This is a genomic window from Streptomyces sp. NPDC093544 (assembly GCF_040683495.1).
Lineage (GTDB): Bacteria > Actinomycetota > Actinomycetes > Streptomycetales > Streptomycetaceae > Streptomyces.
Genome location: NZ_JBFBEA010000033.1, coordinates 35,030 through 58,350, shown reverse-complemented (window position 1 = coordinate 58,350; position 23,321 = coordinate 35,030). Strand labels below are relative to the sequence as shown.

The 23,321-nt window shown below is 67.4% G+C and carries 21 protein-coding genes and 7 pseudogenes; 12 read left to right on the top strand and 16 right to left on the bottom strand.

Features of this window, described 5'->3' with window-relative positions; all coding sequences use genetic code 11:
* Nucleotides 1-58 precede the first annotated feature (58 nt).
* A complete protein-coding gene (locus AB0N66_RS36575) occupies nt 59-517 on the bottom strand; it encodes a MarR family winged helix-turn-helix transcriptional regulator (RefSeq protein WP_365443237.1) in 459 nt (152 codons plus the stop codon).
* 214 nt (nt 518-731) lie between these two features.
* Between AB0N66_RS36575 and AB0N66_RS36570 the strand changes: the two genes are divergently transcribed.
* Together AB0N66_RS36570 and AB0N66_RS36565 are read left to right on the top strand one after the other, a co-directional pair.
* Entirely contained in the window at nt 732-1,415 is a 684-nt protein-coding gene (locus AB0N66_RS36570; RefSeq protein ID WP_365443235.1) for a hypothetical protein, read from the top strand.
* Nucleotides 1,405-1,899 (top strand): hypothetical protein, encoded by a 495-nt coding sequence (locus tag AB0N66_RS36565; RefSeq protein WP_365443233.1) that lies wholly within the window; start codon nt 1,405-1,407, stop codon nt 1,897-1,899. The genes AB0N66_RS36570 and AB0N66_RS36565 overlap by 11 nt, the downstream gene beginning before the upstream one ends.
* 279 nt (nt 1,900-2,178) lie before the next feature.
* Here the strand turns inward: AB0N66_RS36565 and AB0N66_RS36560 are convergent.
* Together AB0N66_RS36560 and AB0N66_RS36555 are read right to left on the bottom strand one after the other, a co-directional pair.
* A pseudogene (locus tag AB0N66_RS36560) lies at nt 2,179-2,601 on the bottom strand (transposase); the annotation flags it as partial.
* 38 nt (nt 2,602-2,639) lie between these two features.
* Nucleotides 2,640-3,539 carry an NmrA family NAD(P)-binding protein gene (locus AB0N66_RS36555; RefSeq protein WP_365443231.1) on the bottom strand — a complete coding sequence of 300 codons (900 nt, stop codon included), beginning with the start codon at nt 3,537-3,539 and terminating at the stop codon, nt 2,640-2,642.
* 103 nt (nt 3,540-3,642) lie between these two features.
* On the opposite strand from AB0N66_RS36555, the gene AB0N66_RS36550 reads away from it, so the two are divergent.
* Complete coding sequence (locus tag AB0N66_RS36550; protein ID WP_365443229.1) at nt 3,643-4,392, top strand: TetR/AcrR family transcriptional regulator; 750 nt, start codon at nt 3,643-3,645, stop codon at nt 4,390-4,392.
* Between the two features lie 330 nt (nt 4,393-4,722).
* On the opposite strand, the gene AB0N66_RS36545 is transcribed toward AB0N66_RS36550, so the two are convergent.
* From AB0N66_RS36545 to AB0N66_RS36530, 4 genes and pseudogenes are all read right to left on the bottom strand, one after another.
* Nucleotides 4,723-4,887 carry a hypothetical protein gene (locus AB0N66_RS36545; protein ID WP_365443227.1) on the bottom strand — a complete coding sequence of 55 codons (165 nt, stop codon included), beginning with the start codon at nt 4,885-4,887 and terminating at the stop codon, nt 4,723-4,725.
* A gap of 204 nt (nt 4,888-5,091) precedes the next feature.
* Complete coding sequence (locus tag AB0N66_RS36540; RefSeq protein WP_365443225.1) at nt 5,092-6,333, bottom strand: hypothetical protein; 1,242 nt, start codon at nt 6,331-6,333, stop codon at nt 5,092-5,094.
* Nucleotides 6,334-6,801: 468 nt separating this feature from the next.
* Nucleotides 6,802-6,921, bottom strand: a pseudogene (locus tag AB0N66_RS36535) (IS5/IS1182 family transposase); the annotation flags it as partial.
* Between the two features lie 56 nt (nt 6,922-6,977).
* A pseudogene (locus tag AB0N66_RS36530) lies at nt 6,978-7,547 on the bottom strand (transposase family protein); the annotation flags it as partial.
* Nucleotides 7,548-7,927: 380 nt separating this feature from the next.
* Between AB0N66_RS36530 and AB0N66_RS36525 the strand changes: the two are divergent.
* Together AB0N66_RS36525 and AB0N66_RS36520 are read left to right on the top strand one after the other, a co-directional pair.
* Entirely contained in the window at nt 7,928-9,613 is a 1,686-nt protein-coding gene (locus AB0N66_RS36525) for a ribonuclease J (RefSeq protein ID WP_365443223.1), read from the top strand.
* 129 nt (nt 9,614-9,742) lie between these two features.
* Complete coding sequence (locus tag AB0N66_RS36520; RefSeq protein ID WP_365443221.1) at nt 9,743-10,471, top strand: spermidine synthase; 729 nt, start codon at nt 9,743-9,745, stop codon at nt 10,469-10,471.
* Nucleotides 10,472-10,872: 401 nt separating this feature from the next.
* On the opposite strand, the gene AB0N66_RS36515 is transcribed toward AB0N66_RS36520, so the two are convergent.
* The 4 genes from AB0N66_RS36515 to AB0N66_RS36500 form a co-directional block, all read right to left on the bottom strand.
* On the bottom strand, nt 10,873-11,508 hold the full coding sequence (locus AB0N66_RS36515) for a dihydrofolate reductase family protein (protein WP_365443219.1): 636 nt from the start codon (nt 11,506-11,508) through the stop codon (nt 10,873-10,875).
* Complete coding sequence (locus AB0N66_RS36510) at nt 11,508-12,014, bottom strand: SRPBCC family protein (protein WP_365443217.1); 507 nt, start codon at nt 12,012-12,014, stop codon at nt 11,508-11,510. The genes AB0N66_RS36515 and AB0N66_RS36510 overlap by 1 nt, the downstream gene beginning before the upstream one ends.
* Before the next feature lie 3 nt (nt 12,015-12,017).
* Nucleotides 12,018-12,359 carry a metalloregulator ArsR/SmtB family transcription factor gene (locus AB0N66_RS36505; RefSeq protein ID WP_365443215.1) on the bottom strand — a complete coding sequence of 114 codons (342 nt, stop codon included), beginning with the start codon at nt 12,357-12,359 and terminating at the stop codon, nt 12,018-12,020.
* Between the two features lie 233 nt (nt 12,360-12,592).
* Nucleotides 12,593-13,030, bottom strand: a complete 438-nt coding sequence (locus tag AB0N66_RS36500) for an ankyrin repeat domain-containing protein (RefSeq protein ID WP_365443213.1) — start codon at nt 13,028-13,030, stop codon at nt 12,593-12,595.
* Between the two features lie 633 nt (nt 13,031-13,663).
* Between AB0N66_RS36500 and AB0N66_RS36495 the strand changes: the two genes are divergently transcribed.
* Nucleotides 13,664-13,846 (top strand): hypothetical protein, encoded by a 183-nt coding sequence (locus AB0N66_RS36495; RefSeq protein ID WP_365443211.1) that lies wholly within the window; start codon nt 13,664-13,666, stop codon nt 13,844-13,846.
* A pseudogene (locus AB0N66_RS36490) lies at nt 13,761-15,071 on the top strand (amidase). The gene AB0N66_RS36495 and the pseudogene AB0N66_RS36490 overlap by 86 nt, the downstream one beginning before the upstream one ends.
* An 89-nt stretch (nt 15,072-15,160) precedes the next feature.
* Here AB0N66_RS36490 and AB0N66_RS36485 read toward each other — a convergent pair.
* Nucleotides 15,161-15,433: a hypothetical protein gene (locus AB0N66_RS36485; RefSeq protein ID WP_365443287.1), complete on the bottom strand. Its 273-nt coding sequence runs from the start codon at nt 15,431-15,433 to the stop codon at nt 15,161-15,163.
* Nucleotides 15,434-16,368: 935 nt separating this feature from the next.
* Here AB0N66_RS36485 and AB0N66_RS36480 point away from each other — a divergent pair.
* The 3 genes and pseudogenes from AB0N66_RS36480 to AB0N66_RS36470 form a co-directional block, all read left to right on the top strand.
* Nucleotides 16,369-16,764 (top strand): annotated as a pseudogene (locus AB0N66_RS36480) (carbohydrate binding domain-containing protein); the annotation flags it as partial.
* A gap of 82 nt (nt 16,765-16,846) precedes the next feature.
* Complete coding sequence (locus AB0N66_RS36475; RefSeq protein WP_365443285.1) at nt 16,847-17,248, top strand: transposase; 402 nt, start codon at nt 16,847-16,849, stop codon at nt 17,246-17,248.
* Between the two features lie 156 nt (nt 17,249-17,404).
* The gene (locus tag AB0N66_RS36470) at nt 17,405-17,896 is read left to right on the top strand and encodes an IS5 family transposase (RefSeq protein WP_365443209.1); all 492 of its coding nucleotides are present in this window, start codon (nt 17,405-17,407) and stop codon (nt 17,894-17,896) included.
* Nucleotides 17,897-17,988: 92 nt separating this feature from the next.
* Here the strand turns inward: AB0N66_RS36470 and AB0N66_RS36465 are convergent.
* A pseudogene (locus AB0N66_RS36465) lies at nt 17,989-18,192 on the bottom strand (IS110 family transposase); the annotation flags it as partial.
* 65 nt (nt 18,193-18,257) lie between these two features.
* Between AB0N66_RS36465 and AB0N66_RS36460 the strand changes: the two are divergent.
* Nucleotides 18,258-18,377: pseudogene (locus AB0N66_RS36460) on the top strand (IS5/IS1182 family transposase); the annotation flags it as partial.
* A 183-nt stretch (nt 18,378-18,560) separates the two neighbouring features.
* Here the strand turns inward: AB0N66_RS36460 and AB0N66_RS36455 are convergent.
* Entirely contained in the window at nt 18,561-20,093 is a 1,533-nt protein-coding gene (locus tag AB0N66_RS36455; RefSeq protein WP_365443207.1) for a subtype B tannase, read from the bottom strand.
* Between the two features lie 459 nt (nt 20,094-20,552).
* Between AB0N66_RS36455 and AB0N66_RS36450 the strand changes: the two genes are divergently transcribed.
* A complete protein-coding gene (locus tag AB0N66_RS36450; RefSeq protein ID WP_365443205.1) occupies nt 20,553-21,755 on the top strand; it encodes a histidine kinase in 1,203 nt (400 codons plus the stop codon).
* Between the two features lie 59 nt (nt 21,756-21,814).
* Here the strand turns inward: AB0N66_RS36450 and AB0N66_RS36445 are convergent, their stop codons facing one another.
* Both AB0N66_RS36445 and AB0N66_RS36440 read right to left on the bottom strand, forming a co-directional pair.
* The gene (locus tag AB0N66_RS36445; protein ID WP_365443203.1) at nt 21,815-22,501 is read right to left on the bottom strand and encodes a response regulator transcription factor; all 687 of its coding nucleotides are present in this window, start codon (nt 22,499-22,501) and stop codon (nt 21,815-21,817) included.
* A 9-nt stretch (nt 22,502-22,510) separates the two neighbouring features.
* A complete protein-coding gene (locus AB0N66_RS36440) occupies nt 22,511-23,314 on the bottom strand; it encodes an ABC transporter ATP-binding protein (RefSeq protein WP_365443201.1) in 804 nt (267 codons plus the stop codon).
* Between the last annotated feature and the right edge of the window lie 7 nt (nt 23,315-23,321).

Sequence of the window (23,321 nt, the reverse complement as noted above, 5' to 3'; positions counted from 1 at the left end):
CGTTCAGCCCGGCATTCCCAGCGTCGGAGACCGGCCGAATCCGACCGACCCCGCACCATCAAGTGACGACGAACAGTCGTGACATGAGGTTGACGAACTGACGTCGCTGGGCGGCCGTCAAGGGTGCCAACACAGCCTCTTGGACCTCGTCGATCATGGCGTCGAGGTCAAGGAGGATGTCCAGGCCTTGAGGTGTAATCGTCACGATGTTTCGACGCTTGTGGTCGGGGTTGACCCTGCGTTCGATGAGGCCGCGGGATTCGAGCTCGGTGAGTGCCGCGGTGACGTCGCTTCGGTCGATCCCGGTATCGCGGCCGAGGTCGGCTTGGCTCGCGGACCCCCACTGTTCGAGCGCGGCGAGCAACCGGTAGTGGTATCCGCGCAGGCCGTTGCCCTTGGCTTCGAATCCGGCGGCGAGCAATGCCGCGGAGTGCGCATAGGCCTGGCCGATGAGCCAGGTTGGGCGGTCCTTGAGCCGATCCGGCGTACGGCCGGGCTGAACGGGATGCGCAGGCATGCCTTCAGATTACCAATTGTGGGGACGGCCAACATTCACTATGTTGGACGTGCCAACATTGGCTGAGCCAACATAGAAGTCAACGCAGCACGCATCCACCACCTACTCGCCGCCTTCCCTTCACCGGCGGCTACGAACAGCAGGTGGCCGACCTGTAACTCGACCAGCCGCGGCTCGTGGCCAGTCTTGAATCCATCACCGAGGAGATCCGACGATGAACACCACGCCCACCAACGAACCCGATCGCATCCTCGTTGTCGGCCGCAGCCCCAGCGTCCTTGTCGCCACAGTCGACATCTTGCGCGCCAAGGGCTACACCGCCGATGCGACCAACCAGTTCGACCGTGTTCTCGACGACTACGACGTCACCGACCTCGACGTACTGGTCTTCGGCGGGATGGTCCCGGCCGACACCAAGCAGTACCTCCGCGAGGAAGTCTCCAAGCGCAACCCGCAGGTGAGCTTCGTCCAAGGGCTCGCCGGCATCGCCGGCGTCATCGCCGCGCAGGTCGAGGCCGCCAACTCCGACGAGCGACGAGGCCCGGACGGTGCCGAGATTGCCTACGACGTCGTCCGCCGGTGCGTGCAGTTGGCACTGAAGGAACCCGCGCGCGTCAGCGTCGAGGCTCTATGGGTCACCTCCTTCATGCCTCCCGAGCCCGAGAGCACCTCGACGCGGGTCTTCGAGGGCAATCCCGAGGCCGGGTTCCACGTGATCCCGCTGCCAGAGCGGGTGCCGCTCGAAGCCTCCTTCATCACCGTCGCCGTCGACGACCTGGTCCGTGTGTTCACCGTCGGCGCGATGCCCAACGCGGTCACACGGATGGTCCCTACCTCGGCGAACGACAAGCGACTCCCCGAAGTCGGCAAGGTCACAACGAGCAGCAATGACCACTGACGCAAGTGTGGGCGGCTCAGGCTCCCGGCCCGAGCCGCGAGCCCGGACGATGCCAGGCCAGCGCCTGGTGAACCTGCTGGTCCGTGGCCTACTGCGAACGCCAGGCCTGTCGCGGATCATCGGCACTCGACTGGTCACTCTCTACGTTGTCGGTCGCAAGTCGCGACAGCGCTATTCGGTCCCAGTCGCCTACGTAGCTCAGGGTGACGATCTCCTGATCGGCACCTCCTTTGGATGGGGACGCAACCTGCGCACCGGCGAGCCGGTCGCGATCCGACACAGAGGCAAGCGTTGCTGGGCCGATGTACAGATCTATACCAAAGAGTCTGAAGTCGTCTCGGCCTACGCCCACATGGCGCGGGTCAACCCGACCTTCGCCAGGTTCAACAGCATCCGCCTCGGCGAGAACGGCGAGCCGGATCGGGACGATCTCCGGCTGGTCTGGCAAAGCGGGGCGCGAGCGCTCAGGCTGACCCCACGATGAAAGCCGCCAAGGCTCAAGAGTCACCAACTGCCAGTATGCACACTGGATCATTGGCACCCGCCGAAGATCGAGTTCCTGCAAACTGGCCCGGGCGCTCCATCGAGAGCGATGTACAGACCGTCGCAGAGTCGTCCTTGAGTTCGTGAAGGTCACGCGCCTCGTCGGCCGCGGCATCCCCACCGAACCCGAGCCCCGCATGTTCACCCAGAACCGCCCGTAACGCCGCCTGCATCACCACGGGTGTGCTGCGGGATGCTTCAACTGCTCTGCCGTGAAGCTCGTGAGGTCGATGTCGGCCAAGTCGTGGAACCGCTGTCCCTTCGCGCCGCGTCCCTGCCGAGAGCTTCTGCCAGGCCCGCTTCGGCACCTTCCGCGCCAGGGCATCGGCTCGGAACGTGGCTGCGGCGGTGGGCATTTAGGCCGAGCAGGCTACCGCGAGCGAATAGCCGATGCCGCGTTCCTCCAATGCGGCCCGTAATTTCGGGTTGCCGCAGTAGACCTCGTCACCTGTGACCCGGCCGACGCGGTGCCCGGCGTCCAGGAGCCGTTCGATCATCGCCCGGGCCAGTTCCGGTTTGGTCGCGAAGTCAGGGTCCTCGCCGAGCACCGCGGCCGGCGGCGGTCCGGATCTCAGGTCCAGAAGCGCGGGATGTACAGCTCCCGGTCCACCGCCGCGTACTCGCGCGTCCCGGCGCAGACGAGGACTCATGTCCGCACCGGCCTCGACCAGCAGCTGGGTACTATGCAGTTTCGAGGAGTCGCTGCCGCAGCAGAGCGGTGCCGGATTCGGCGAGCCAGTCCGCGAGCGTACGCAGGCCGGGGTGGACGATGCGAAGCGTTTCGATGTCGGCGTGCCAGCGCGATCCGGCTGCCCAGCGCTCCCGGACCTGGGCGATCGCGGGGCTGAGTGCGGCGGCCTCGGCGTGGGTGATCTGCTCGTAGCGCACCGTGGCACCAGTGGCCTCGCTGATTGCGGCAACAGCCTCCACCGGAGTGAGGGCGTCCCCGGCCAGCTCCAGACTTCGCCCCGCGAATCGGTCCGGCTGGTCGAAGGCCAGCGCGGCGAATTCGGCGATGTCCTCCACCGCGATGATCTGGACAGGTTCGTCCGGCGGGAAGATGTGCCGGTGCACACCGTGGGCGATGCCGTCGACTCCGATGGATGTCGATCCGAGGTAGTTCGACATGAAGCGCACCGGGCGCAGCACGGTCACTGACCGGATCCGCTCATGCAGGTGGTCCTCGATGCGCTTCTTCGCCTCGGAGCCACCCGGGCGCCCCGGTGTGGACGCGACGCCCGTGAACACGACGTGCTCGACCCCCACGGCGGCTGCGGCATCGATCAGCGCTCGGCCCCGGGCGAACTCCCGCTCCGCGTCGGGGCCGGTCGGTCCGAATGCCACGGGCGGTACGGCGAACAGTGCCGCTGCTCCCTCCAGCGCCGCAGGCAGACTCGACGAGTCGTCGAAGTCGCCGCGGACGAGTTCGGCCCCGGCGGTTTCGAGTGACTTGGCGGTGCGCGTGGTCGTGTCTCGCACGAGTACGCGCACCGGTCTGCCGGCCGCCAGCAGCCGGCGTGCGGTGGCGCCGCCCTGTCGACCTGTCGCACCGGTCACGACAACCAAGCGGTCAGTGGTCATGTCGTCCTCCGCCCCGGGCTTGTCGGGGGCACGGTGGGTTGGGCCCGGGGTCGATATGGAATGCTGCACCCGGTTGAGTTCGACGGACAAGGGATTACGTGACATGACCGCAGCTCCCGAGGATGTCGGCCGGGCTGATGCCCGCCGCAACCGCATGAAGGTGCTCGCCGCCGCCTCGCGAGCGTTCGACGAGCACGGTCTGGACGTCTCGCTCGGCGTGATCGCACGGCAGGCGGGGGTCGGCGCCGGCACCGTGTACCGACACTTCCCAAGCAAGGAAATCCTGCTGGAGGCCGTACTCGTCCAGCAGATCGACGACCATGTGGACGCCGCTCGACGGTGGGCGGCCCGCGCTGACCCTGTCACGGCGCTCTTCGGCTTCCTCCTGGAGGTCGTCGACACATCCCTAGGGCGCAAGCACGCGTGCGACGCCCTGACCACGGAAACCAGCTGGCCGCGCCCGAGCCTGGCCGCGTCGGCGCGACGGTTCCGCCAGGCACTCGACGAACTGCTGCGCGCAGCGCAGCGGGCCGGCGGGGTCCGCACCGACGTCAGCGCGGACGATGTCGCTGCGCTCACCGTCGGGTGCGCGACGATTTGGGCTGCCCACCGCGACCGCAACGGCGGCACCCGCATGGTGCGGCTGACGCTGGAGAGCCTGCGGAGTCCCGCATCCGTCACGGAAGGGCGGGTGTTTCGTGACATGCCCGGCACGCTTCACGCGGCGCCACGGTGCGAGGAGTGCGGGTCCCGGCTCGACGCCCGGTCCACCGGCCGCCCCGCCCGCTACTGCGGAGCGACTTGCCGACAGCGAGCACGTCGCCGCCGCCTCGGACCGGCAACGATTTCCTAGCGGAGGATGAGTCACTGGAATCGGAGGGCGCCACGTACTCCGATGACCGGTGCCCACGGCCGACGTTGCTGTTCCGATTCGGCATCCGTCATCACTGCCGCGATGCCGCATCCGAGGCATGGAGATCACGATCTACAGCTGGAGTACCAGGAAGCACGAAGTTGGCAGAGTTCGGCCACCAATTGGGGTGCTCATCGATCAGATCGCACGTCACAGGGCTGTCCTCAAGGGTGAAGCGGCAGTAGTCGCGTCAGTCGTTGAACGACTCCGTCCCCGGGATACGACGGGTCGCCGTAAGGCCCGTTTCCATGGCATCCGCCAGCGTTTGGGTCATGAGCAGCACACGCTCGCGTTCCACGTCCCAGTCGGGCTCTCCCCCGCCTCCAGGAGCGGGTCCTCGATCACATCGGCATCCGGGTGCCGGCCTTCGTCCAGGAGCAGTTCGGCCTTCCGCTCCGTCACGACGCCGCCGGACGCGAGTCCGAGCGCTGCCATGCCCAGCCAGTCCAACGCCCGGACGGGACATCGACTTCGCCCTGCGCGGCGCGCAGCGACTTCCCCGCCCGGTGGTGACCGTGACCCAACCATCACGCCCGAAAGAAATTGCGAATGCTGCGCCAGCAGGTTCCCCTGACTTCCAGTCACGGGCCAAGATCGCGGCGAGAACCGTAGTGTCCGCAGCGTCGTCTGGACTTCTGATCAGAGCCGCTGGAACAGCACAGGGATCAGGGCAGGCACTGCGGGGACCAGCAGGTAGAGGGTGATTCCGGTCATTGCCTTGCGGGTCGTTACCGGAAGGACCGGAACGGCCCAGACCTGCGCTATCGCCGGGTCACGTTTGTCGTCGGGGAGACTCTGGTACAGCGATTTGACGTGGCGCTGCTTGACGGCCAAAGCGGAATGGTAGCCAATCGAGGAGGGGTAGACGATCACGAGCATGTCCACCACCATCACCGCCAACACTATGAACACCATCCATGATCTCGCTGGCAGCCAGACCATGAACAGGACCAGTAAGCCGACCAAGTGGGCAAGGGCGGATCCATAGGTCCACAGCATGAACTGGCGCAGGGGGCGCAGTCCCTGGAAGCCGTCGCTGTCGAATTTCATGTTCGGGGTCACCCCGAAGTCGACTGCTTCGGACCGGTACAGGTAGACGGTGAAGACGACACCCATGACTAGTTGCTTGGCCAGGAAGTAAAAGGCGTACGTGCCCACTGTGCACAGGGCCAATGCCAGTTCGGGGTGGGTGTGCCGGTTGGCCCACCAGCCGGCGTAGACCTCAGAGCGCCAGACCGGGCCAGGGAGCCCGGTCGGGTTCCATGTCTCCATGAGGCCGTGGGTGTTGACGTAGGAGTAGAGCGAGGTCGTGCTGATCGCCATGGCCACCATGATGACCGCTGAGATGTCCCGGCGGCCGAGCGCAGCGAACCACTTGTTGGTCCGGTTGGCCAGCCGATTGAGTTGGAGTATCTGTTCCAGGGACAGGCCCTCCGCGCCGCCGTTGCGCTCGTTCATCTGCACGAAGTCGGCGATGGCCTGCACCTGCTGGCAGCAGAAGACGGGCGTGATGAAGACGACTACCAGCACAATGAGGCCGGCCGGGTCCTGGAGCAGGGACAGGCTTACGCCGCTCAGTTCGGCGTTGTCGGAGAACAAGTAGGCCAGGGCCCACCGCCTGTCTCCGCCGGCTGGCGACCCCAACACTCCGCCGGCCTCGGCCAACCCCATCAGCGCGACGCAGAAGGCCAGGCTGATCAGCAGAATCTTGGTCTTGGCGGTCAGCGGCCAGTACAACAGGCGGACTAGAAGGCGAGCCGCCGCCCGACTCCGCAGCGGAACCCTGCGCAGCAGGCGCATCGCCCAGCGGAAATCGATAGGTTCAGTTGAACGGAAGACACCTCCGATCCGCTGTGGTTGCAGAGCCTTGAGCTGCTCCATCCCACCCCCGATGGTGACACCACGCCATGGTCCTTTATATCCAGGGTGACCGGGAGCTGCCCACCCCGAGGCAGGATCCGTCGATCGCGAATAAAGTCTCGCACCGCCTCGCCAGTCGTAGGCGCATCAGGGGCCTGTTGACCTCAAGGAACAGGCAGCCGAGCCGCCCGCAGGGCAATCGGCGGCGCTCCGAGAGGGCCGTCGTCGATCCACAATTGCTGGACGCTGAGGATCGTACGCAGAGCCTGACGCATGGCGGCCTGCTGGGCATGCCATCGCTCGGCAGGCCTCTGTGTCGGCGGCGGGGATCCTGCTGCCAAGCCACCCGCAACGCCGTGCTCTGGCCGGGGACAGCCGCCACGGTGACACCGCTCGCCTCGTCGTCGACGGCCACCTCGATGTCGATGGGCGGCAGACCGGCCCGCAATCTTCGGTGAGGTGGGGTCGACCGTCGTTTGGCCCGATCGCCTATCCGACGAGGTTGAGCAGGCAGGCGATGCCGCTCATGGCGTGGTGTGCGCCTTCGCCCTCGAGTTGGCCATAGCGCAGGATCTTCCAGGTCTTCATGCGGGCAAAAGGGTGCTGAAGCGCGTCGCAGAAGGTCTTGATCAGGCAGCTTGAACTGGGCTGTTGGCGTGTGCAGGTCATGCAGCGAGGGCGAGGTTGTGCTTGTGGGCGACACCTTGGACGGCGTGGTGGAGGGCCGTCGCCGCGCTGCCTGCAGTCGCGGAGAATCTTGTAGCGCTTCATGCGGGCGAAGGCGTGCTCGACGCGGGCCCGTACCCGGCGATGCTCCGCGTGGTCCGATTCCTCGCCCGGCAGCAATGACCGGCCGGGTCGTTTGCGGTGCGGCACGACGAGCCCGGTGTTGATGTAGGCGCCCTCGCCGAGCACCGTGACACCCTCGCAGTGCTCGGCGAGTCCGGAGTTCCGCCAGAACTGGCATCGGCCTTGTTTCCTGGGGCCGACCGGGCGGCAGCCACCACCAGACGTGTGGCGGCATCGATGATGACCTGCACGTTTGCTGAGATGCGGTAGTTGCGGCCGGAGACTCCCACGGTGCGGTCCCGGACCGTGATGAGGGTGCCGTCCACGATCCACAGCCGGTCCGCGGCGTCCATGGGTGACGTGGAAGGTGCCCATGCGAGCAGCGTCCGAAGCCGCCGGATCACCCGGCAGACGGTGGTCGCAGAGACGCCGCACAGCGGCCCAAGCACACCGGCTCGGCCCTCAACGCCCCACGCCTACCAGGGAAATGCCCTGACCAAGACATTCTGCAACGCCCTTAGACGCAATCCGTACGTCGACTGTCCGTCAGCGTCATCCACGAGGCCGATCCACTCCTCCAACTGATCAAGAGACCGCAGTCCGCCACGCCGAACTGACCTCGCGTGCCCATATGGCCGAGGCCATCGCGCGAGGCACGGCGGCGGCGCACTCCAACGAAAGGGACCGCTGACCCGGTGGCGGGGCGAACACTTCCGCTGCCGTAGCAGTGCTCTCCACCCGCTGACCGCCTCAGCCGCGCCGTGTTGAACCGGTAGGTTGGGCAGCCAGTGGATCACCTCGGCAGACTCTCCGGTAACGTCGGAATATGAGTCATCCGCATCCCGAACTGAAAACCGCCCCTCCCCTGTCCGAAGGAGGGCTGAGGGTCGTCGCCCTGGGCGGTCTGGGTGAGATTGGCCGCAACATGACCGTCTTCGAGCATGCCGGCAAGCTGCTCATCGTCGACTGCGGCGTGCTGTTCCCCGAAGAGACCCAGCCCGGCGTGGACGTGATCCTGCCGGACTTCACCTCGATCCGTGATCGCCTGGACGACATCGTGGCCCTGGTGCTCACCCACGGCCACGAGGACCACATCGGTGCCGTGCCATATCTGCTGCGAGAGCGCTCCGACATCCCTGTCGTGGGCTCGAAGCTGACACTGGCGTTCCTGGAGGCCAAGCTCAAAGAGCACGGAATCCGGCCGCGCGCGGTGCGGGTACGTGAGGGCGACCGGCGCAGCTTCGGCCCCTTCGACTGCGAATTCGTAGCGGTCAACCACTCCATCCCAGACGCCCTCGCGGTCGCGATCCGCACCCGGGCCGGGCTGGTGCTGCACACCGGTGACTTCAAGATGGACCAGTTCCCGCTGGACGACCGCATCACCGACTTGCGCGCCTTCGCCCGTCTCGGCGAGGAAGGCGTCGATCTCTTCCTCACCGACTCCACCAACGCCGAGGTCCCTGGCTTCACCACCTCCGAGCGCGACCTGAACCCGGCGATCGAGCAGGTGATGCGTACCGCCCCGCGCCGCGTGATCGTCTCCAGTTTCGCCAGCCATGTGCACCGCATCCAGCAGGTCTTGGACGCCGCGCACCAGCACGGCCGCAAGGTCGCCTTCGTGGGCCGCTCCATGGTCCGCAACATGGGCATCGCCCGCGACCTCGGGTACCTGAAGGTTCCCAGCGGCCTGGTCGTGAGTATCAAGGAAATGGAGAAGCTGGCGGACCACAAGATCACCCTGGTGTGCACCGGATCCCAGGGCGAGCCGATGGCGGCTCTGTCCCGGATGGCCAACCGCGACCATGTGATCCGCATCGGCAAGGGCGACACCGTCCTGCTCGCCAGCTCCCTGATCCCCGGCAACGAGAGCGCCATCTACCGGGTGATCAACGGGCTGACCCGGTGGGGCGCCCATGTCGTCCACAAGGGCAACGCCAAGGTGCACGTCTCCGGGCACGCCAGCGCCGGTGAGCTCGTGTACTGCTACAACATCGTCAAGCCCCGCAATGTCATGCCCGTGCACGGCGAATGGCGCCACCTGCGGGCCAACGCCGACCTGGCCATCCGTACTGGGGTCGATCCCGAGCGTGTGGTCATCGCCGAGGACGGCGTCGTCGTCGACCTCGTGGACGGGCGTGTGTCGATCACCGGCAAGGTGCCCGCGGGCAACGTCTACGTGGACGGCATGGAGGTGGGCGGCGCCACCGACGCTTCCCTGAAGGACCGCGTCACTCTCGCGGAGGAAGGCGTGGTCACGGTGGTGGCGATCGTCGACGCCGACACGGGCGCCCTTGCCGAGACTCCCGACTTCCTGGCCCGAGGGTTCGTCCACGACGACACCACCTTCGAACCGGTCATCCCTGTCATCGAGAAGACTCTGGCGACCGCAGCCCAGGAAGGCGTCGGCGACGCGCACCAGCTGGAACAGCTCATCGCCCGAGCCGTGGCGAACTGGGCCTTCCGTACCCACCGCCGTAGGCCCCTCATCATCCCCATCATCATCGACGCCTGACCGGCGGCACCCTTCCCCTCTCCTGCCCTGCCGGCGGCAGCGTCGGTTTCGCGCCTGCGTCCGCACCTGCGCGGAGTGGCGTTCCAGGCACGGCTTCGGGCACCGACGGTGCGTCAGAAAGGTAAAAGGATGAGCGCGCGTTTCGAGGAGATCGACTGGCGCCCGACAGCGATGGGCGACATCAGCCTGCGGCGCCGACGCGACCCGGTGTCGGACACCGATGTGTACGAGGTGAAGCTCGGCGACGAGTTCTTGATGTCCAGCCTCTTCACAACCGGCGAGATCGCGCTTGCGGAACTCGGACTGGCGGCACTGCCCGGCGCCGAACTGGACATCGCCGTCGGCGGGCTCGGACTCGGGTACACCGCCGCGGCGGTGCTGGACGACTCACGGGTGCGCTCGCTGACCGTGATCGACACGCTCGCCGAAGTCATCGACTGGCATCAGCGGGGCCTGGTCCCTCTCGGCGCCCGGCTGACCTCGGACGCTCGCTGCCGCCTGGTTCAAGGCGACTTCTTCGCCATGGCGGCCGACTCGTGCGGTCTGGACCCGAGGGAGCCGGGCCGCCGCTTCCACGCCATTCTGCTGGATGTCGACCATTCGCCGCGCCATGTACTCCACCCGCGCCACGCGGCGCTCTACCAGCCCGCCGGGCTCCGAGCTCTCAGCGAACACCTCCACCCGGGCGGGGCCTTCGCCCTGTGGTCGAACGACCCGCCGGACGATCAGTTCACCTCCGCACTCACAGAGGCCTTCCCGCAATCAGCGGCCCATGTCGTCGACTTCGACAATCCCCTGCAAGGCGGCACCTCGACCAACACCGTCTACGTGGCCAGGACAGAACCGGGCCCACAGTAGGCAGACACGTACTCCCCTGCTGCTGAACCGGGAGTGCGAACGAGCCGACATGGCGGCATTCGCCGTCAGCGACCAGAGCTGTCGCTGGACGGCCCGACGGCGCGCAGGCCGACAAGACCTCGCTGAAACGGAGGTCGTGTCGGCGCTCGTCCGCGAGGACTTGACCGATCTCGGCACCATGAACCGGCACCCCATAGGCGACAAACGGAGCCGGGGACCTTGGTGACTCGCTGGCGAAGCCTGAGTTGGCGAGGAAGTTCTACGACGACGCCGTGAGGTCGTCCCGGAGGAACGCGCGGCCGAGATCGCGGCTCGAACGCTCGCCCTTGCTGACGCGCTCGGAGCGGCGAGGATCTCACCACGCTGCTGACCTCGGCCTGGGAGCGCTGAGGTCGAGACAGTTACCGCTCCCGGACTGCGTAGGTCAGGTGGGTCACCCGCTGCGTCGGCTCCGCGCGGACCGGCTCCAGGGCCACGCGGCCCGCGTCCACGCCCTCGAACAGGCGGATTCCGGAGCCGATCAGCACGGGTGAGAGCGTGATCGAGAACTCGTCGATCAGGCCGGCGTTCACGTACTCCAGGATCGTTGCGCCGCCGCCCGCGACGCGGACGTCTCGGTCAGCGGCGGCCTCGCGAGCCTGGTCGAGCGCGGTCTCGATGCCGTCGTTGACGAAGTGGAAGGTGGTTCCACCCGGCCGCTCCCAGGGGTCACGCTTCTCGTGCGTCACGACGAAGACCGGCGTGTGGAACGGCGCCTCCTCCGGCCACGCCTGCTCGCCGAGGTCGTACATTCGCTTGCCCATCACGCTCGCGCCGGTGCGATCGAACGTCTCCCGCGCGACGTCGTTGTCGCGCCCTTCCGCGCCGCCCTCGCCGAGCTTCAGGTTCTCCCGGAAGAACCGCTGCGGGAATGCCCACTCCTGCAGCTCCATCCACTGCGCCATCCAGCGCTGCGCATCCGGGTCATCCTCGCGCTCCTCGGGCGCGATGAACCCGTCCAGCGACATCGTCACGCTGAAGAACACCTTCCCGGCCATCAGCCCTCAACTCCCTTCCGAACGACCTCGGTGACGTAGGCAGCCAGGTTGTTCAGGGTCTGCCGGCCACCCTCGATCGCGTGGTACTTCTCGATCGCCTCGTCGCGCAGCTCCTTGGTGGGGAACACCGTGCGCATCTCGATCCGGGTCGCCGCGCCGTCGGACGCGAAGGTGAGGACCGACTCAAAGGCGTTCGGGTCGCCGCGGGACTCACCGTGCAGCAGCGCGATCCGCTCCGGCGGGGCGATCTCGGTCCAGGAGATCCACTCCTGGTAGTCCGTCCCGTCCGGTCCGTGCATCACGAAGTCCCACTCCCCGTCGACGCGGAACTCGAACGCCCGCGTGGTGGTGCTGAACCCCTCCGGTCCCCACCATCGCGACAAATGCCGGACTTCGGTGAACGCCTCGAACACCAGATCCCGTGGGGCACTGATGACCCGGGAGATCACGATCTCGCGGTCGGCCGTCACTGACTGCGCCGGCGCGTCCCGTCCTGTCGCTGCCATCGGTCACTCCTCCTGCTTTGCCTGCTTGAGGTCCTGCACGTACGCGTCCAGCCGGTCGAAACTCTCGTTCCAGAACCGCTCGAACCCGCCGGCCCACTCGTGAACCGGTCGCAGCCCGCGGGCGTCAAGGCCGTACAGGCGCTGCTTGCCCGCCTTGCGGTCCCGCACCAGCCCGACCTCCCGGAGCACCCGCAGGTGTTTGGACGCCCCCGGCTGGGTCATCCCCAGCTCCCGGGCCAACTCGGTAACCGGGCGCTCACCCGCCCGCAGCAGTAGCAGGATCTCCCGGCGCTGCGGCTCGGCGATCGCGTTGAAAACGTCCGACGTCGTCGCTGCTCGTGCCATGGGCGCCATCATATTCCGATATCGGCATGCGTCAAGCCGGAGGAGGACTCAGGCGGCTCTCGTCAGATGACGATCGTGACCCTTGTCAGCGGCTGCGGAAACGCGTATCCCGCAGACGGCACGCGCGACGGCGGCGCGAACCTTGCCCAGCGCATGGATCCCCGGCACCAAGTCCAGAAGAAGGACCTCAGTGCCCTTCAGTACCTTGCGGCCGCGGTAATACGCGGCCGCGGTCACGGCTGCCGCAGCCGACGCAACAGGCAAAAGGAAGTCCTGTCGCCGGCCGGCAAGTGAGCGGCCAAGTCATGGTTGGCGATGTGTCCCGCCAACATACGCGGACTCATGCCATGGCCGTTGTCCCGGTCAGGGTCGGCACCGGCCTCCAGCAGCAGCCGGATCGTCGCGACCTCACCCTGTGAACAGAACACCGCCCTCCACAGCGGCGTATTGCCGTCACGGTCCGCGGTGTCAACCGCCGCACCTGCGACCAGGAGAACCTCGACGACCGATGGGGCCTGGGCCTGAGCCGCGAAATGCAACGGCGTCCAGCCCGCGTCGTCGGCTGTCTCTACGGCGGAGCCCCCTGCCAAGAGCACCCTCAGGCCATCCGCGTTCCCATCGGCAGCCGCATAGTGCACCGCCGTCCGCCCCAACCGGTCCCGATCCGTCATGCCGACCATCCTCACCCGGCTTGACCGGACGGGGCGATGAGACGAACCCCTTTGGGCGTCTCCATGAGCCTTCGCCGTATGGACGGGAAGGTCGGCCAGGGCCAGCCCTGGCCGACGACGGGCGCTGACGCCTTCGAGCTCTCGGTGCCGTGGCGGACGTTCCGATGTCAGTGAGAGAACTACAGGACTCGTACCAGGTCAGTGCTCTCAGGAAGGCTGTCGAGCGTGAGCGGCTGTGTGGGGACAGCAGCTTGGAATGGCGCACGACATCGCCACCGATGTGCCGGGCGGGGGCTATGCCTCGAAGTAACGTCCCGGACCCCGGCGTGGATAGCGCGATTGTCGTGCAGGTGCCTGCGGGGAGCGGACGGTTCGTCCTCTGCCTGACGGGCACTGCTATCGACGCGAAGCAGGTCGACCTTGCTGGCCTGGGCTTCCAGGCCACCGGGTCGGCCTTTGGCGCGACCTGTCCAGGCGTCCGACCACAGGTGCTGCGCGCGGCCAGGGCCGAGAAGGCCGTCCCGGTTCTCCACGTCTGCCAAGCCCCCGCCGCCTGCGGCGCACCGGCCCGGGCGGGATCCAATACTGGACTGGATCTATAGAGAGTAGACCGGTCTGGGCAAGGAGATCATCGTGACCGCCGACCTCATCTACTCCGACGCGAGTGAACTCGCTGAACTGATCCGCAACAGGAAGGTGTCATCCGTCGAGGTGGTGCAGGCGCACCTCGATCGCATCCAGGCCGTCAATCCGAAGGTCAACGCCAATCGTCACACTCGTCGACGGTGCTCTGGGGGCCGCGAAGGCTGCGGATGAGGCGCTCGCGGCCGATGGGGAGGTCGGGCCGTTGCACGGTGTGCCGATCACGGTCAAGGACTCGTTCGACACCGCCGGGGTGCTGACCCAGCGCGGTTCCCCGATCTTCGAGGGCCGCATCCCGGACTCGGACGCCACCAGCGTGGCACGTATGAGGCGCGCCGGTGCGATCCTCCTCGCGAAGACCAACCTCCCGGAGTTCTCGTACTCGACCGAGTCCGACAACCTCCTGACGGGCAGGACGAACAACCCCTGGAACCTTGACCGCACGTCCGGCGGTTCCAGTGGCGGGGAATCGGCGGCGATCGCGGCCTGCATGTAGCCGCTCGGACTCGGAAGCGACCTGGCCATCTCGGTGCGCGGGCCGGCTGCTCACACCGGCATCGTCGCCCTCAAGGCAACGCATGGGCGTATCCCGATGACCGGGGTCTGGCCGCGGGTGCCGCGCCGTGACTGGCACGTCGGGCCGATGGCCCGCACCGTACGCGACCTCGCACTGGCGTACTCGGTGCTCTCCGGCCCCGACGGCGCCGACGGCTTCGCCACCATTCCGCGCGAATTCGACGCCGGCCTGGGCGCGTCGCCGGACCGGCCCGTCCGCGTCGGCTGGCTGGTCGACTCCGGACTCGGCCCGATCTCCCCGGAGGTCGCCGCCACCGTGCAGCAGGCCGCCGAAGCCCTACAGGGCGCGGGGGTTCAGGCCGAGGCTGTGAGCATCCCGGCATTCGAGCGCGACAACCCCCTCGACCTCTTCAACCGGCAGCACGTCATGGAGATGAAGCCGGCCTTCCGGGACGCCACCGCCGGTCACGAGGACCAGATGGCCAAGGTCTCCAAGTCCATGCTCGCCGGCCCCGACACGTCCGTGGAGGACTACGTCCTGGCCGAACAGGGCATCGAACGTCTCCGGGACGCATTCACCGAGTACTTCCAGCACTACGACGCCCTCCTGCTCCCGGTCCTGCCCATCCCGGCCCACGAACACGGACTCACCCAGTTCACCATCAACGGTCAGACGGTGGACGCCGCCCACATTCAGACGGCGACCGTTCCGTTCAACCTCACCGGACTCCCGGCCCTGTCCATGCGGTTCGGCACGAGCAGCGACGACATGCCGATCGGTGTACAGCTGGCAGCCAACTGGCACCACGAGTCGACGATCCTGCACGTCGCCTCGCTGCTGGAGTCGCTCAGCCCGGTCCGTGACCAGCACCCCGCCATCTGACAGCCACGAAAGGCCACCCTTCGGGTGCAACGCGGGCGGTGCTGCAGGATTCGGCGTGGCCTGCGCGGGGCGTGCAAACCTGGTCCGGATCAGGTCCTCGGAGTCGGCCGGGTGGTTTCGGTGGCGTTCCAACTGACGAGCAGGTTGAGTGCGTCGGCTTCGCGGCTGCCGGGTGCGACACCATGCACGATCAGTGACAAGCCGTTGTCGGCGGCGAGTTCCATCCTTTCGTAACTGATCGTCAGCTCTCCGACCAGCGGGGGGTTGAGGCGTTTGGCGGCTACGCGGTAGCGGCGGACCTCGTGTCGGGCCCAGCGTTGGCGGAAGATGTCGTCGCGGGTGGAGAGTTCGCCTCCGGGAATCTGCGACCCCGCTCGCGACCCTGCGGAGATTCCGCTCGGCTGTACCCAGGGATAGGGCGCGGGAGCGGGCTACTGGAGGGCTACGGGGGACACGGCCGTGAGAGGGTCCCCAGCCCGAGCTTCCCGCTATCGGCGGACGGTCACGCCGCAGCGTTCCTACACCCTGCTCGGCACAAGGGACATTGACGAGCGCCCGGTTCGCCGCGCCAGAACCCTACCCACCGAAAGTGTTGTGGTGGTCGCAGTCGACGGCCACGTCGACAGTCCCCTCGCTGTCCAGCATCCGCATCTACGCCGTCACCGTGTCCGAGCTCGTCTTGTACGCGGGCACCTCCCAGCAGCCGGTCAAGCAGGTCGACCAGGAGCAGGCGTCCCGCATGGCTTCCCCCGGTGCGGCGTCGGCTGAACCTCCGGAGCGGGCGTTGCGTATCAATTCCAGAGGGACAGCTCAGGTCTCTGCAACGGGACGGAAGGAGAGCATCGTGCCCACACCGCCCGCGTCCGACTCACCGGACGACCGCCCCGCACTGGAGCCCATCCGCGTACTGCGCCCGCGCCGCAACGAGTCGCTGGTCCAGCTGCTCGACGAGATACGCCAGGACAAGAACTACCGCAGCTACGAGCCCGTGGCCGCACCCGTCCCACGCCCCCGGACCGGCGGCAAGGCAGAGGAACTCCCGCCTGTCCCCGACTACAGGACGGAGGAACTCCCCGCACCCGACGGCGGCACCCGCCCGCCGCGGCCCGTAGGTCGCCCGCGCCTCGGGCCCGGACAGCGCCGGGCGGCCGTGGTGATCGCGGTCGTCGCGGCGGCCGTCGTCGGCTTCGGCTGCTCTCTCCTGATCCCCAGCCGTACTGACGTCACCCCGGCCGCGCCCTCGGCGAGCGCGTCTGCCGCCCCGACGTCGGTCGCCCCGGGCGCGGTCGGGGCCACCGACGTCCTGACCAACCCCGGCTTCGAGTCGGGCAGTCTCTCGCCGTGGAACTGCACCGGCAACCCGGGCTCGATCGTCTCCTCCCCCGTCCACGCAGGATCCAAGGCCCTCCAGGGGAGGGTGAGTTCGAGCGACACCGCGCAGTGCAACCAGACTGTCGCGGTACGGCCGAACACCACCTACTCGCTCAGCGGCTGGGTCCGCGGCCCCTACGTCTACCTCGGCGTCAACGGCGGTCCCTCCACCTGGACCACTTCCCCCTCCGGATACAGCCCACTGACCGTCTCCTTCACCACAGGCGCCGCCCAGACCAGCGCGACGGTCTACGTGCACGGCTGGTACGCACAGGGCACGTACTACGCCGACGACATCACCCTGAACGGGCCCGGTGGTGGCGCCCAGTAGTGCCTCATTAGGTTTATGCGTTAGCGCTGATCAAGAGCATGTTGGGTGTGTGGATTTACATGAAGCGAATCGCATGCGGGCGGCGTTGGGGCTGTTCGTGGGAGACGTGTTCGCTTCGGTACCGCGTAAGGATCAGCGGGCCAGGGGCGAGTGTTGCCTGCGGGGGCTGATGCTGGACGGTCGGCGCATGTCGATCCAGCCGATGGCCCAGCGACTACCGGACGGGAACATGCAGGCCCTGCAGCACTGGACGACCAACCTGCCGGCCACCACCCTCACGGCCGACCTCGTGCGCTGGGCCAAGATGCGCTGGCCCATCGCGCACGACTGCCGCGAACTAAAACACGGCCTGGGCCTGGACCGCTTGGAAGGCCGCATCTGGCGCGGCCGGCACCACCACGTCACTCTCGTCACCGCCGCACAGGCCTTCCTCACCCTGCGGCGCTACGACCCCAAAGCCCGCAGAGCAGCCTGACCCTCTTCCAAGTCCTCGACGCGCTCCAAGACCTGCTGCGCTGCTGGACCGGCACCTGCACCACCTGCGGCCGCCCCCTCACCAGAACCAGCACCAGCACCTAACGAAGCACTACCAAGCCGTTTCCGTTCGGATCATCTGATCGTTCGTCTGGATGTGCCGTTGACTGACGCGCAGTGGGCGCGGATTGAGCCGTTGCTCCCGGACCGGATGCCGAAGCGGGGTCGCCGGTGGCGGAATCACCGGGAGGTGATCGACGCGATCACCTTCAAGTTCCAGACCGGCACACAGTGGGTCCACCTGCCGGAGAAGCACGGCACCTGGAGAGGCGTCTACAACCGGCTGCCGATGTGGGCCGTCGATGGCACCTGGGAGCGGGTGCTCACCACGCTGATGGCCCAGGCCGACGCGGATGAGGACCTCAACTGGGCCGTCTCTGTGGACTCCACGGTCGTGCTCGCGCACCAGCACGCGGCCGGGGCCTGCAAAAAGGGGCCCCGCCCGGCGAACCGGACGACCGCGCCATCGGCCAGCCCCGCGGCGGACTGCCCACGAAGATCCACCTCGCCGCCGACGGCCACTGCCGACCCCTGGCCTTCGTCCTCACCGCCGACCAGGCCGGAGATGCGCCCGCTTTCACCGATGTGATGGCCCGTCTGCGCGTTCCCGGCCAGCGGGGACGGCCCCGGACCAGGCCGGACGTGGTCCTGGCCGACAAGACACCCCATGCAGCTTTCGGGTCAAGCAGCTACCGAGAGTGGAGTTGGGGCGGAGGTGTTGAAGGCGATCGCTTCTTCGAACTTCTGGCGATTGGTCAGGCAGTGGTGGAGCTGGCCGAGCATGCGGTTGAACAGATTCCGGAGAGCCGCGTGGTAGTGGTCGCCGGTGTCCCGTCGGCGGTTGTAGTGGTCGTGTGCGCCGGGTGAGGCGGTCAGCACTGCGTACATCCCAGACGTCTCGCTCGGGCCCCTGCCGACCGGCCCAACCGGCCAACCCACATGCGTATTGGGCGTACTCCTCACGCGCCATGCGCGAACACCTGCGCAAGCGCGGCATCCGCGCGGTGATCCCCGTGCCGGCGGACCAGCAGGGCCACCGGCTTCGCCGAGGCAGCCGCGGCGGCAGGCCGCCCGCCTTCGACCGCACGGCCTCCACGCAGCGCAACCCCGTCGAGCGGTGCATCAACCGCCTCGTAGCGGTGGCGAGGCATCGCCACCGCTACGAGGAAACCGCCACCATCTACCTGACCGGACTCCACATCGGAGCCATCTTCCTCTGGTCCGCCCGATGATCCGAACGCAACGGTCTAGCGCTACCCGATGGTGTAGCCGGTGATATCGCCCATCCACTTGATCAAATCGCCCGGGTCCTCGTTGGCGCCGTGGCCGCCGTCCCAGTACATCTTGAGGTTGACGTCGTCACCGAGGTTCTGCGTCTTGAGGGCGAGGTTGGTGATCGCGGTCAGGGAGTGCGTGGTGTCGCTGGTGCCGATCCGCAGCCACCAGTGCCTTGCCCGCCGCGGGTTGCGCTCCTCCAGGTAGGTCATCGGGTTGGTCAGCTTCACCTTGTGCGGGATGTCACGGTCGACCGTGGCGGTCTTGTCACCGGTCGCGTACCGCAGACCGAAGGTGGTGAAGTGCCGCGAGACGTGGGTCTCGTCGCCGAAGTAACCCGGCTCCGGCTGCGCCAGGGCCTTGTCGTCGAAGGCGGGCACCGGACGGGACCGCGCGATGTGCGCGATGTAGCCGTCCCAGGAGAAGGTCGCCTTGCCGCCCGACCACGTGATGAACGGGTTGGTGGCCAGATAGTCCGTCCGGTCGGCCTCGGAGAGCGCCCGCAGATGGCTGGTCGCGGCCGGCTGTACATACTTCTCCAGCAGATACCGGTCGTAGTTGGCGGCCGTCACCCGGCCGAACCGGCCCACGCCATGGAGGCCGAGGGACGCCTGGTACTCCGCGAATTGTGCGGTCAGCTGCTTCGAGGCCGTCTGGTCGACCAGCTCGCCGTTCAGCTTGGCCGAGCTGAACATCCACTCGTAGGCCTTGTCGGCGTTGCCGAGGTCGATGATGGGGCAGAAGACGGCCGAGGCGAACACGGCGTCGCTCGCCTCGGCCGCGCCGATCTCCCGGAGGTAGGAGTCGAACAGCGGGCTGCCTACCGAGGCGCCCATCATCGAGGAGAAGTTGCCGCCGGCGCTGCCGCCGTTGGTGATGATCTTGCTGGGGTTGCCGGGCAGCACGCCCCTGTTCTTGTGGACGTACCGCAGCGCCGCTTTCAGGTCGACGAGAGCTGCGGGAGCCTTGCCGTAGTACTTGCCGTCCTTGACGTTCTCCCGTCCCCGGGCGCCCGAAGTGACCACGACATAGCCGGCGGCCAGGGCCAGTGCCGAGTTGTCGCCCTGGTCACCTGCCCCGGGCGGCAGAGGGGGCCTGGTCGTGGGCGTGGTGGTCGGGGTGGCGCTGGGGTCGGGCGAGGCGCTGTCGCTCGTGGTCGGGCTCGGGCCGGGAAAGCCACGGCCGGTGGGCGTGCCGGACAGGAAACCACCGAGCGGAATGGAGAAGAAGATCGGAGCGTGGGACGCGTCGATGGCCCTGCCGTCGATCTCGATCGGCTCCTCGACGTTGAGACACTGGTAGGTCACGTCCACGGGATTGGCGACGTAGACGATGTTCTCCCAGAACCGGTAGGTGACGCTCCTCTCGGTGCCGTCGGCCGTCGCGACGGTCTTGGTCTTCGTCGTGGACGAATCCCTCGGGAATATCAGCGCGTCTACGATCGACGCAGCCGCGCTCTGCGTTCCGCCGCGATACCAGACGGTGGCCGCGCCGGCTGCGGTGGCTGCCATGCCTGAAAGGAGAATTCGGCGCTTCACATCATCACCTTTGTCGGAGTACGGTTTTGTTTGCCCTTTGGGCGGCGGGTCCCTATGCGTGTGCAGCTTCCCCTGCACGTCGATGGAGACCGAAGCAGACACAACGGCCTTGTCTCATGGGGGGATGCGGCGTGTTCAAACTGCCTTCTCGAAACGGGTTCGCGCGTCCCCCGCATGCCGTCTCTCGCACATACGGCGTCCGCCGTATCCTGCCGCCCGCATACGCGCGTCGACGTAGGGCGAACGGGCGACCGACCCCTCTGGATACCGCAAAGGTGCAGGTCGTGCCTACGGACATGGGGAGGTCGCCACAAGCGGGCGACAGCGGTGCGTTGAGACGGGTGGCGTGTCCCGGGCGGTTGGGACGCGTACCGTGAACGAGGTGAACAGTGGCGCGTACTGTCGCGGGCGAAAACCGGCCGGAGCCACGCGATGACAAGTGTGCCGGACAGAATACGGAGCCGGACGCTCGGCAACCCGTTCCTCGTCGACGGGTTGCTCGCCGCCCTTTGCGCGGGCGTCGTTTTGCAGGGATTCCTCGGCGAGGACCTTCCGGTGTTCGCCTCGATTCTGCTCACCCTGTTTTCGGCAGGGCCGCTGACGGTGCGACGGCGTACGCCGTTGGGCACACTCGCGGCGACAACCGCCGTATTCCTTGCCGCCCTACTGTGGATGGGGAAACCGGGCCCGGGAATCGTGTGCTGTCTGGTGGCCCTGTATTCCGCGGCCGTGGCAGCCCCACGTACCCGCGCTTTGATCATCGGCACGGTCACCGCGATCGTAGTCCCGGTCTCCGCGCTTTTTGTGACGGGGAGTCATTTCTTCGACCCGGCCAATCTCATCCTGATCGCGTGGCTCGGCGCGGCCGCCGCCATTGGTGATGCCACCAGGAACCGTCGTGCCTACATTCAGGCCATCAAGGACCGTGCCGTGCGAGCGGAGCGGACCCGTGAAGCGGAGGCGCGTCGGCAAGTGGCCGAGGAACGCCTGCGTCTCGCCCGCGACCTGCACGACATCGTGGCCCACAGCATCACGGTGATCAACTTCCAGGCCGGAGCGGCCGCCCATCTGATACGCCGACAGCCCGACGCGGCAGAAGCGGCCATCGAGCACGTCATCACGGCGAGCGGCAGCGCCCTGGCCGAACTCGGCACGATGCTGACCATTCTGCGCCAGCCCGTCGATGAGCCGCTCCCTCCGGAACCCATGCCCACCCTCGACCGTCTCGACGATCTCCTCGACGGTTTCAGGGCCGTCGGCCTGGCGATCGACATGCAACGCGGCGGAATGGCCTTCAGCCTGAGTCCGGCCGTCAGCATGGCCGGCTACCGCATCATCCAGGAGTCGCTGACGAACGCGTCCAAGTACGCCACGCCCCGGACCGCGACGGTCCGTCTGTCCTTCTCCGCTCACCGGCTGCGGATCTCGGTCGTCAACCCGGTGACCCGCGGTGAGGCCCAGCGGAACTCCGCCGAGGCGTCCTCGGTGGCTTTCCCCGAGCGCCGGGGCACCGGTCGTGGTCTGCTGGGCCTGCGCGAAAGGGCCGCCTCCGTCGGCGGTCGCCTCGACATCCGGGAAAGCGGCGAGGAGTTCAGCGTGGACACGTTCCTTCCCGCGTCCCGGACGGAGCTCTGAAGCCCGGCTCCGGCCCCCTGGCCGCGAGACCGTTCCGGGGGAGCGCGTTCGTGCTCCGGCTACCGGTCCATGGCCGTGGCGCGGACGAGCCCGGTCTGGTACGCGATCACCACGAGTTGTGCCCGGTCCCGGGCTCCGAGTTTGGCCATGGCGCGGTGCACATGGGTACGGACAGTCTGGCGGGAGATGACCAGGTGGTCGGCGATCACCTCATTGGACAGTCCCTCGGCCACCAGCGCCACGATCTCCCGTTCGCGGTCGGTGAGTTTGGCCAGTTCCCCGGACAGGACGGGCAGCGGTCCTTCGGGGAGCGCGAGGTACCTGGCGATCAACGTTTGGGTGGCTCTGGGCGACAGCAGAGAGTCGCCGCGCGCCGCGACGCGGATGGCCTCCGGCAGTTCCGCGGGGCGCATCCCCTTCCCCAGGAAGCCGCACGCCCCGGCCCGTAGGGCCTGCAGGACGTACTCGTCCACCTCGTAGGTGGTGAGGATCACGATGCGGACGCCGTCCAGGTCCGGATCCGAGGCGATCTCCCGCGTGGCCGACAGACCGTCCAACTCCGGCATGCGGATGTCCATCAGCACGACATCCGGTGTGGTGCGGCGGACGACCTCGATGGCTTCGCGGCCGGTCTCGGCCTCTCCCACCACCTCCAGATCGTCCGCCGAGTCGATCAGAATGCGGAATCCACCCCGCAGCAGAGCTTGATCGTCGGCGATGACCACCCGGATCGAGGCGTCGTTCATGCCGTCACCCTATGGCAAAACGGAGGTCCCGTCTCCGGGTATTCGGACGGCTCGCTTCGCCGCCTGGATCTGCTCGTAGACATGAGTCCGCAGTTCGGTGAAGCGAGGGGCAGCTCGGGTGTGCAGTTGATCCCGTTCGTCGGGCAGATCGATGCGGAGCTCGTCCTGCACGACGGTGGGCGAGGCGGAGAGAACGATCACCCGCTCGCCGAGGTAGACCGCCTCGTCGATGTCGTGTGTGACGAACAGGAAGGTGATCCCGCGCTCCTGCCACAGCGCCCGCACCAGGTCCTCCAGGTCCGCACGGGTCTGCGCGTCGACCGCCGCGAACGGCTCGTCCATCAGAAGGACTTGGGGCTCGTAGGCCAGCGCGCGGGCGATCGCCGCGCGCTGCTGCATACCCCCGGACAACTGCCAGGGATAGGCGTCGGCGGCGTCCGGAAGCCCAACCGACCGCAGGGCGTCGGTGACCAGCTCCCGGCGTTTCGCCTTCGGCGTCCCCTTCTGCTTCAGAGGCAGACCGACGTTGTCGCCGACCTTCATCCACGGGAAGAGGCTGCGCCCGTACTCCTGGAAGACGATCGCCATGCCTGGCGGCGGCCCGGTCACCGGCTCGCCGTCGAGGAGCACCTGTCCCGCGGACGGGTCGAGCAGTCCGCCCATGCACTTCAACAGGGTCGTCTTGCCGCAGCCCGACGGGCCCACCAGACAGACGAGTTCACCCTCCTTCACCGTGAAGGTGAGATCGCGGACCGCCTCCACCCGCCGGCCGGACCCCTGGTAGATCTTCCCCAGACCACGTACGTCGAGCATGGTTCGC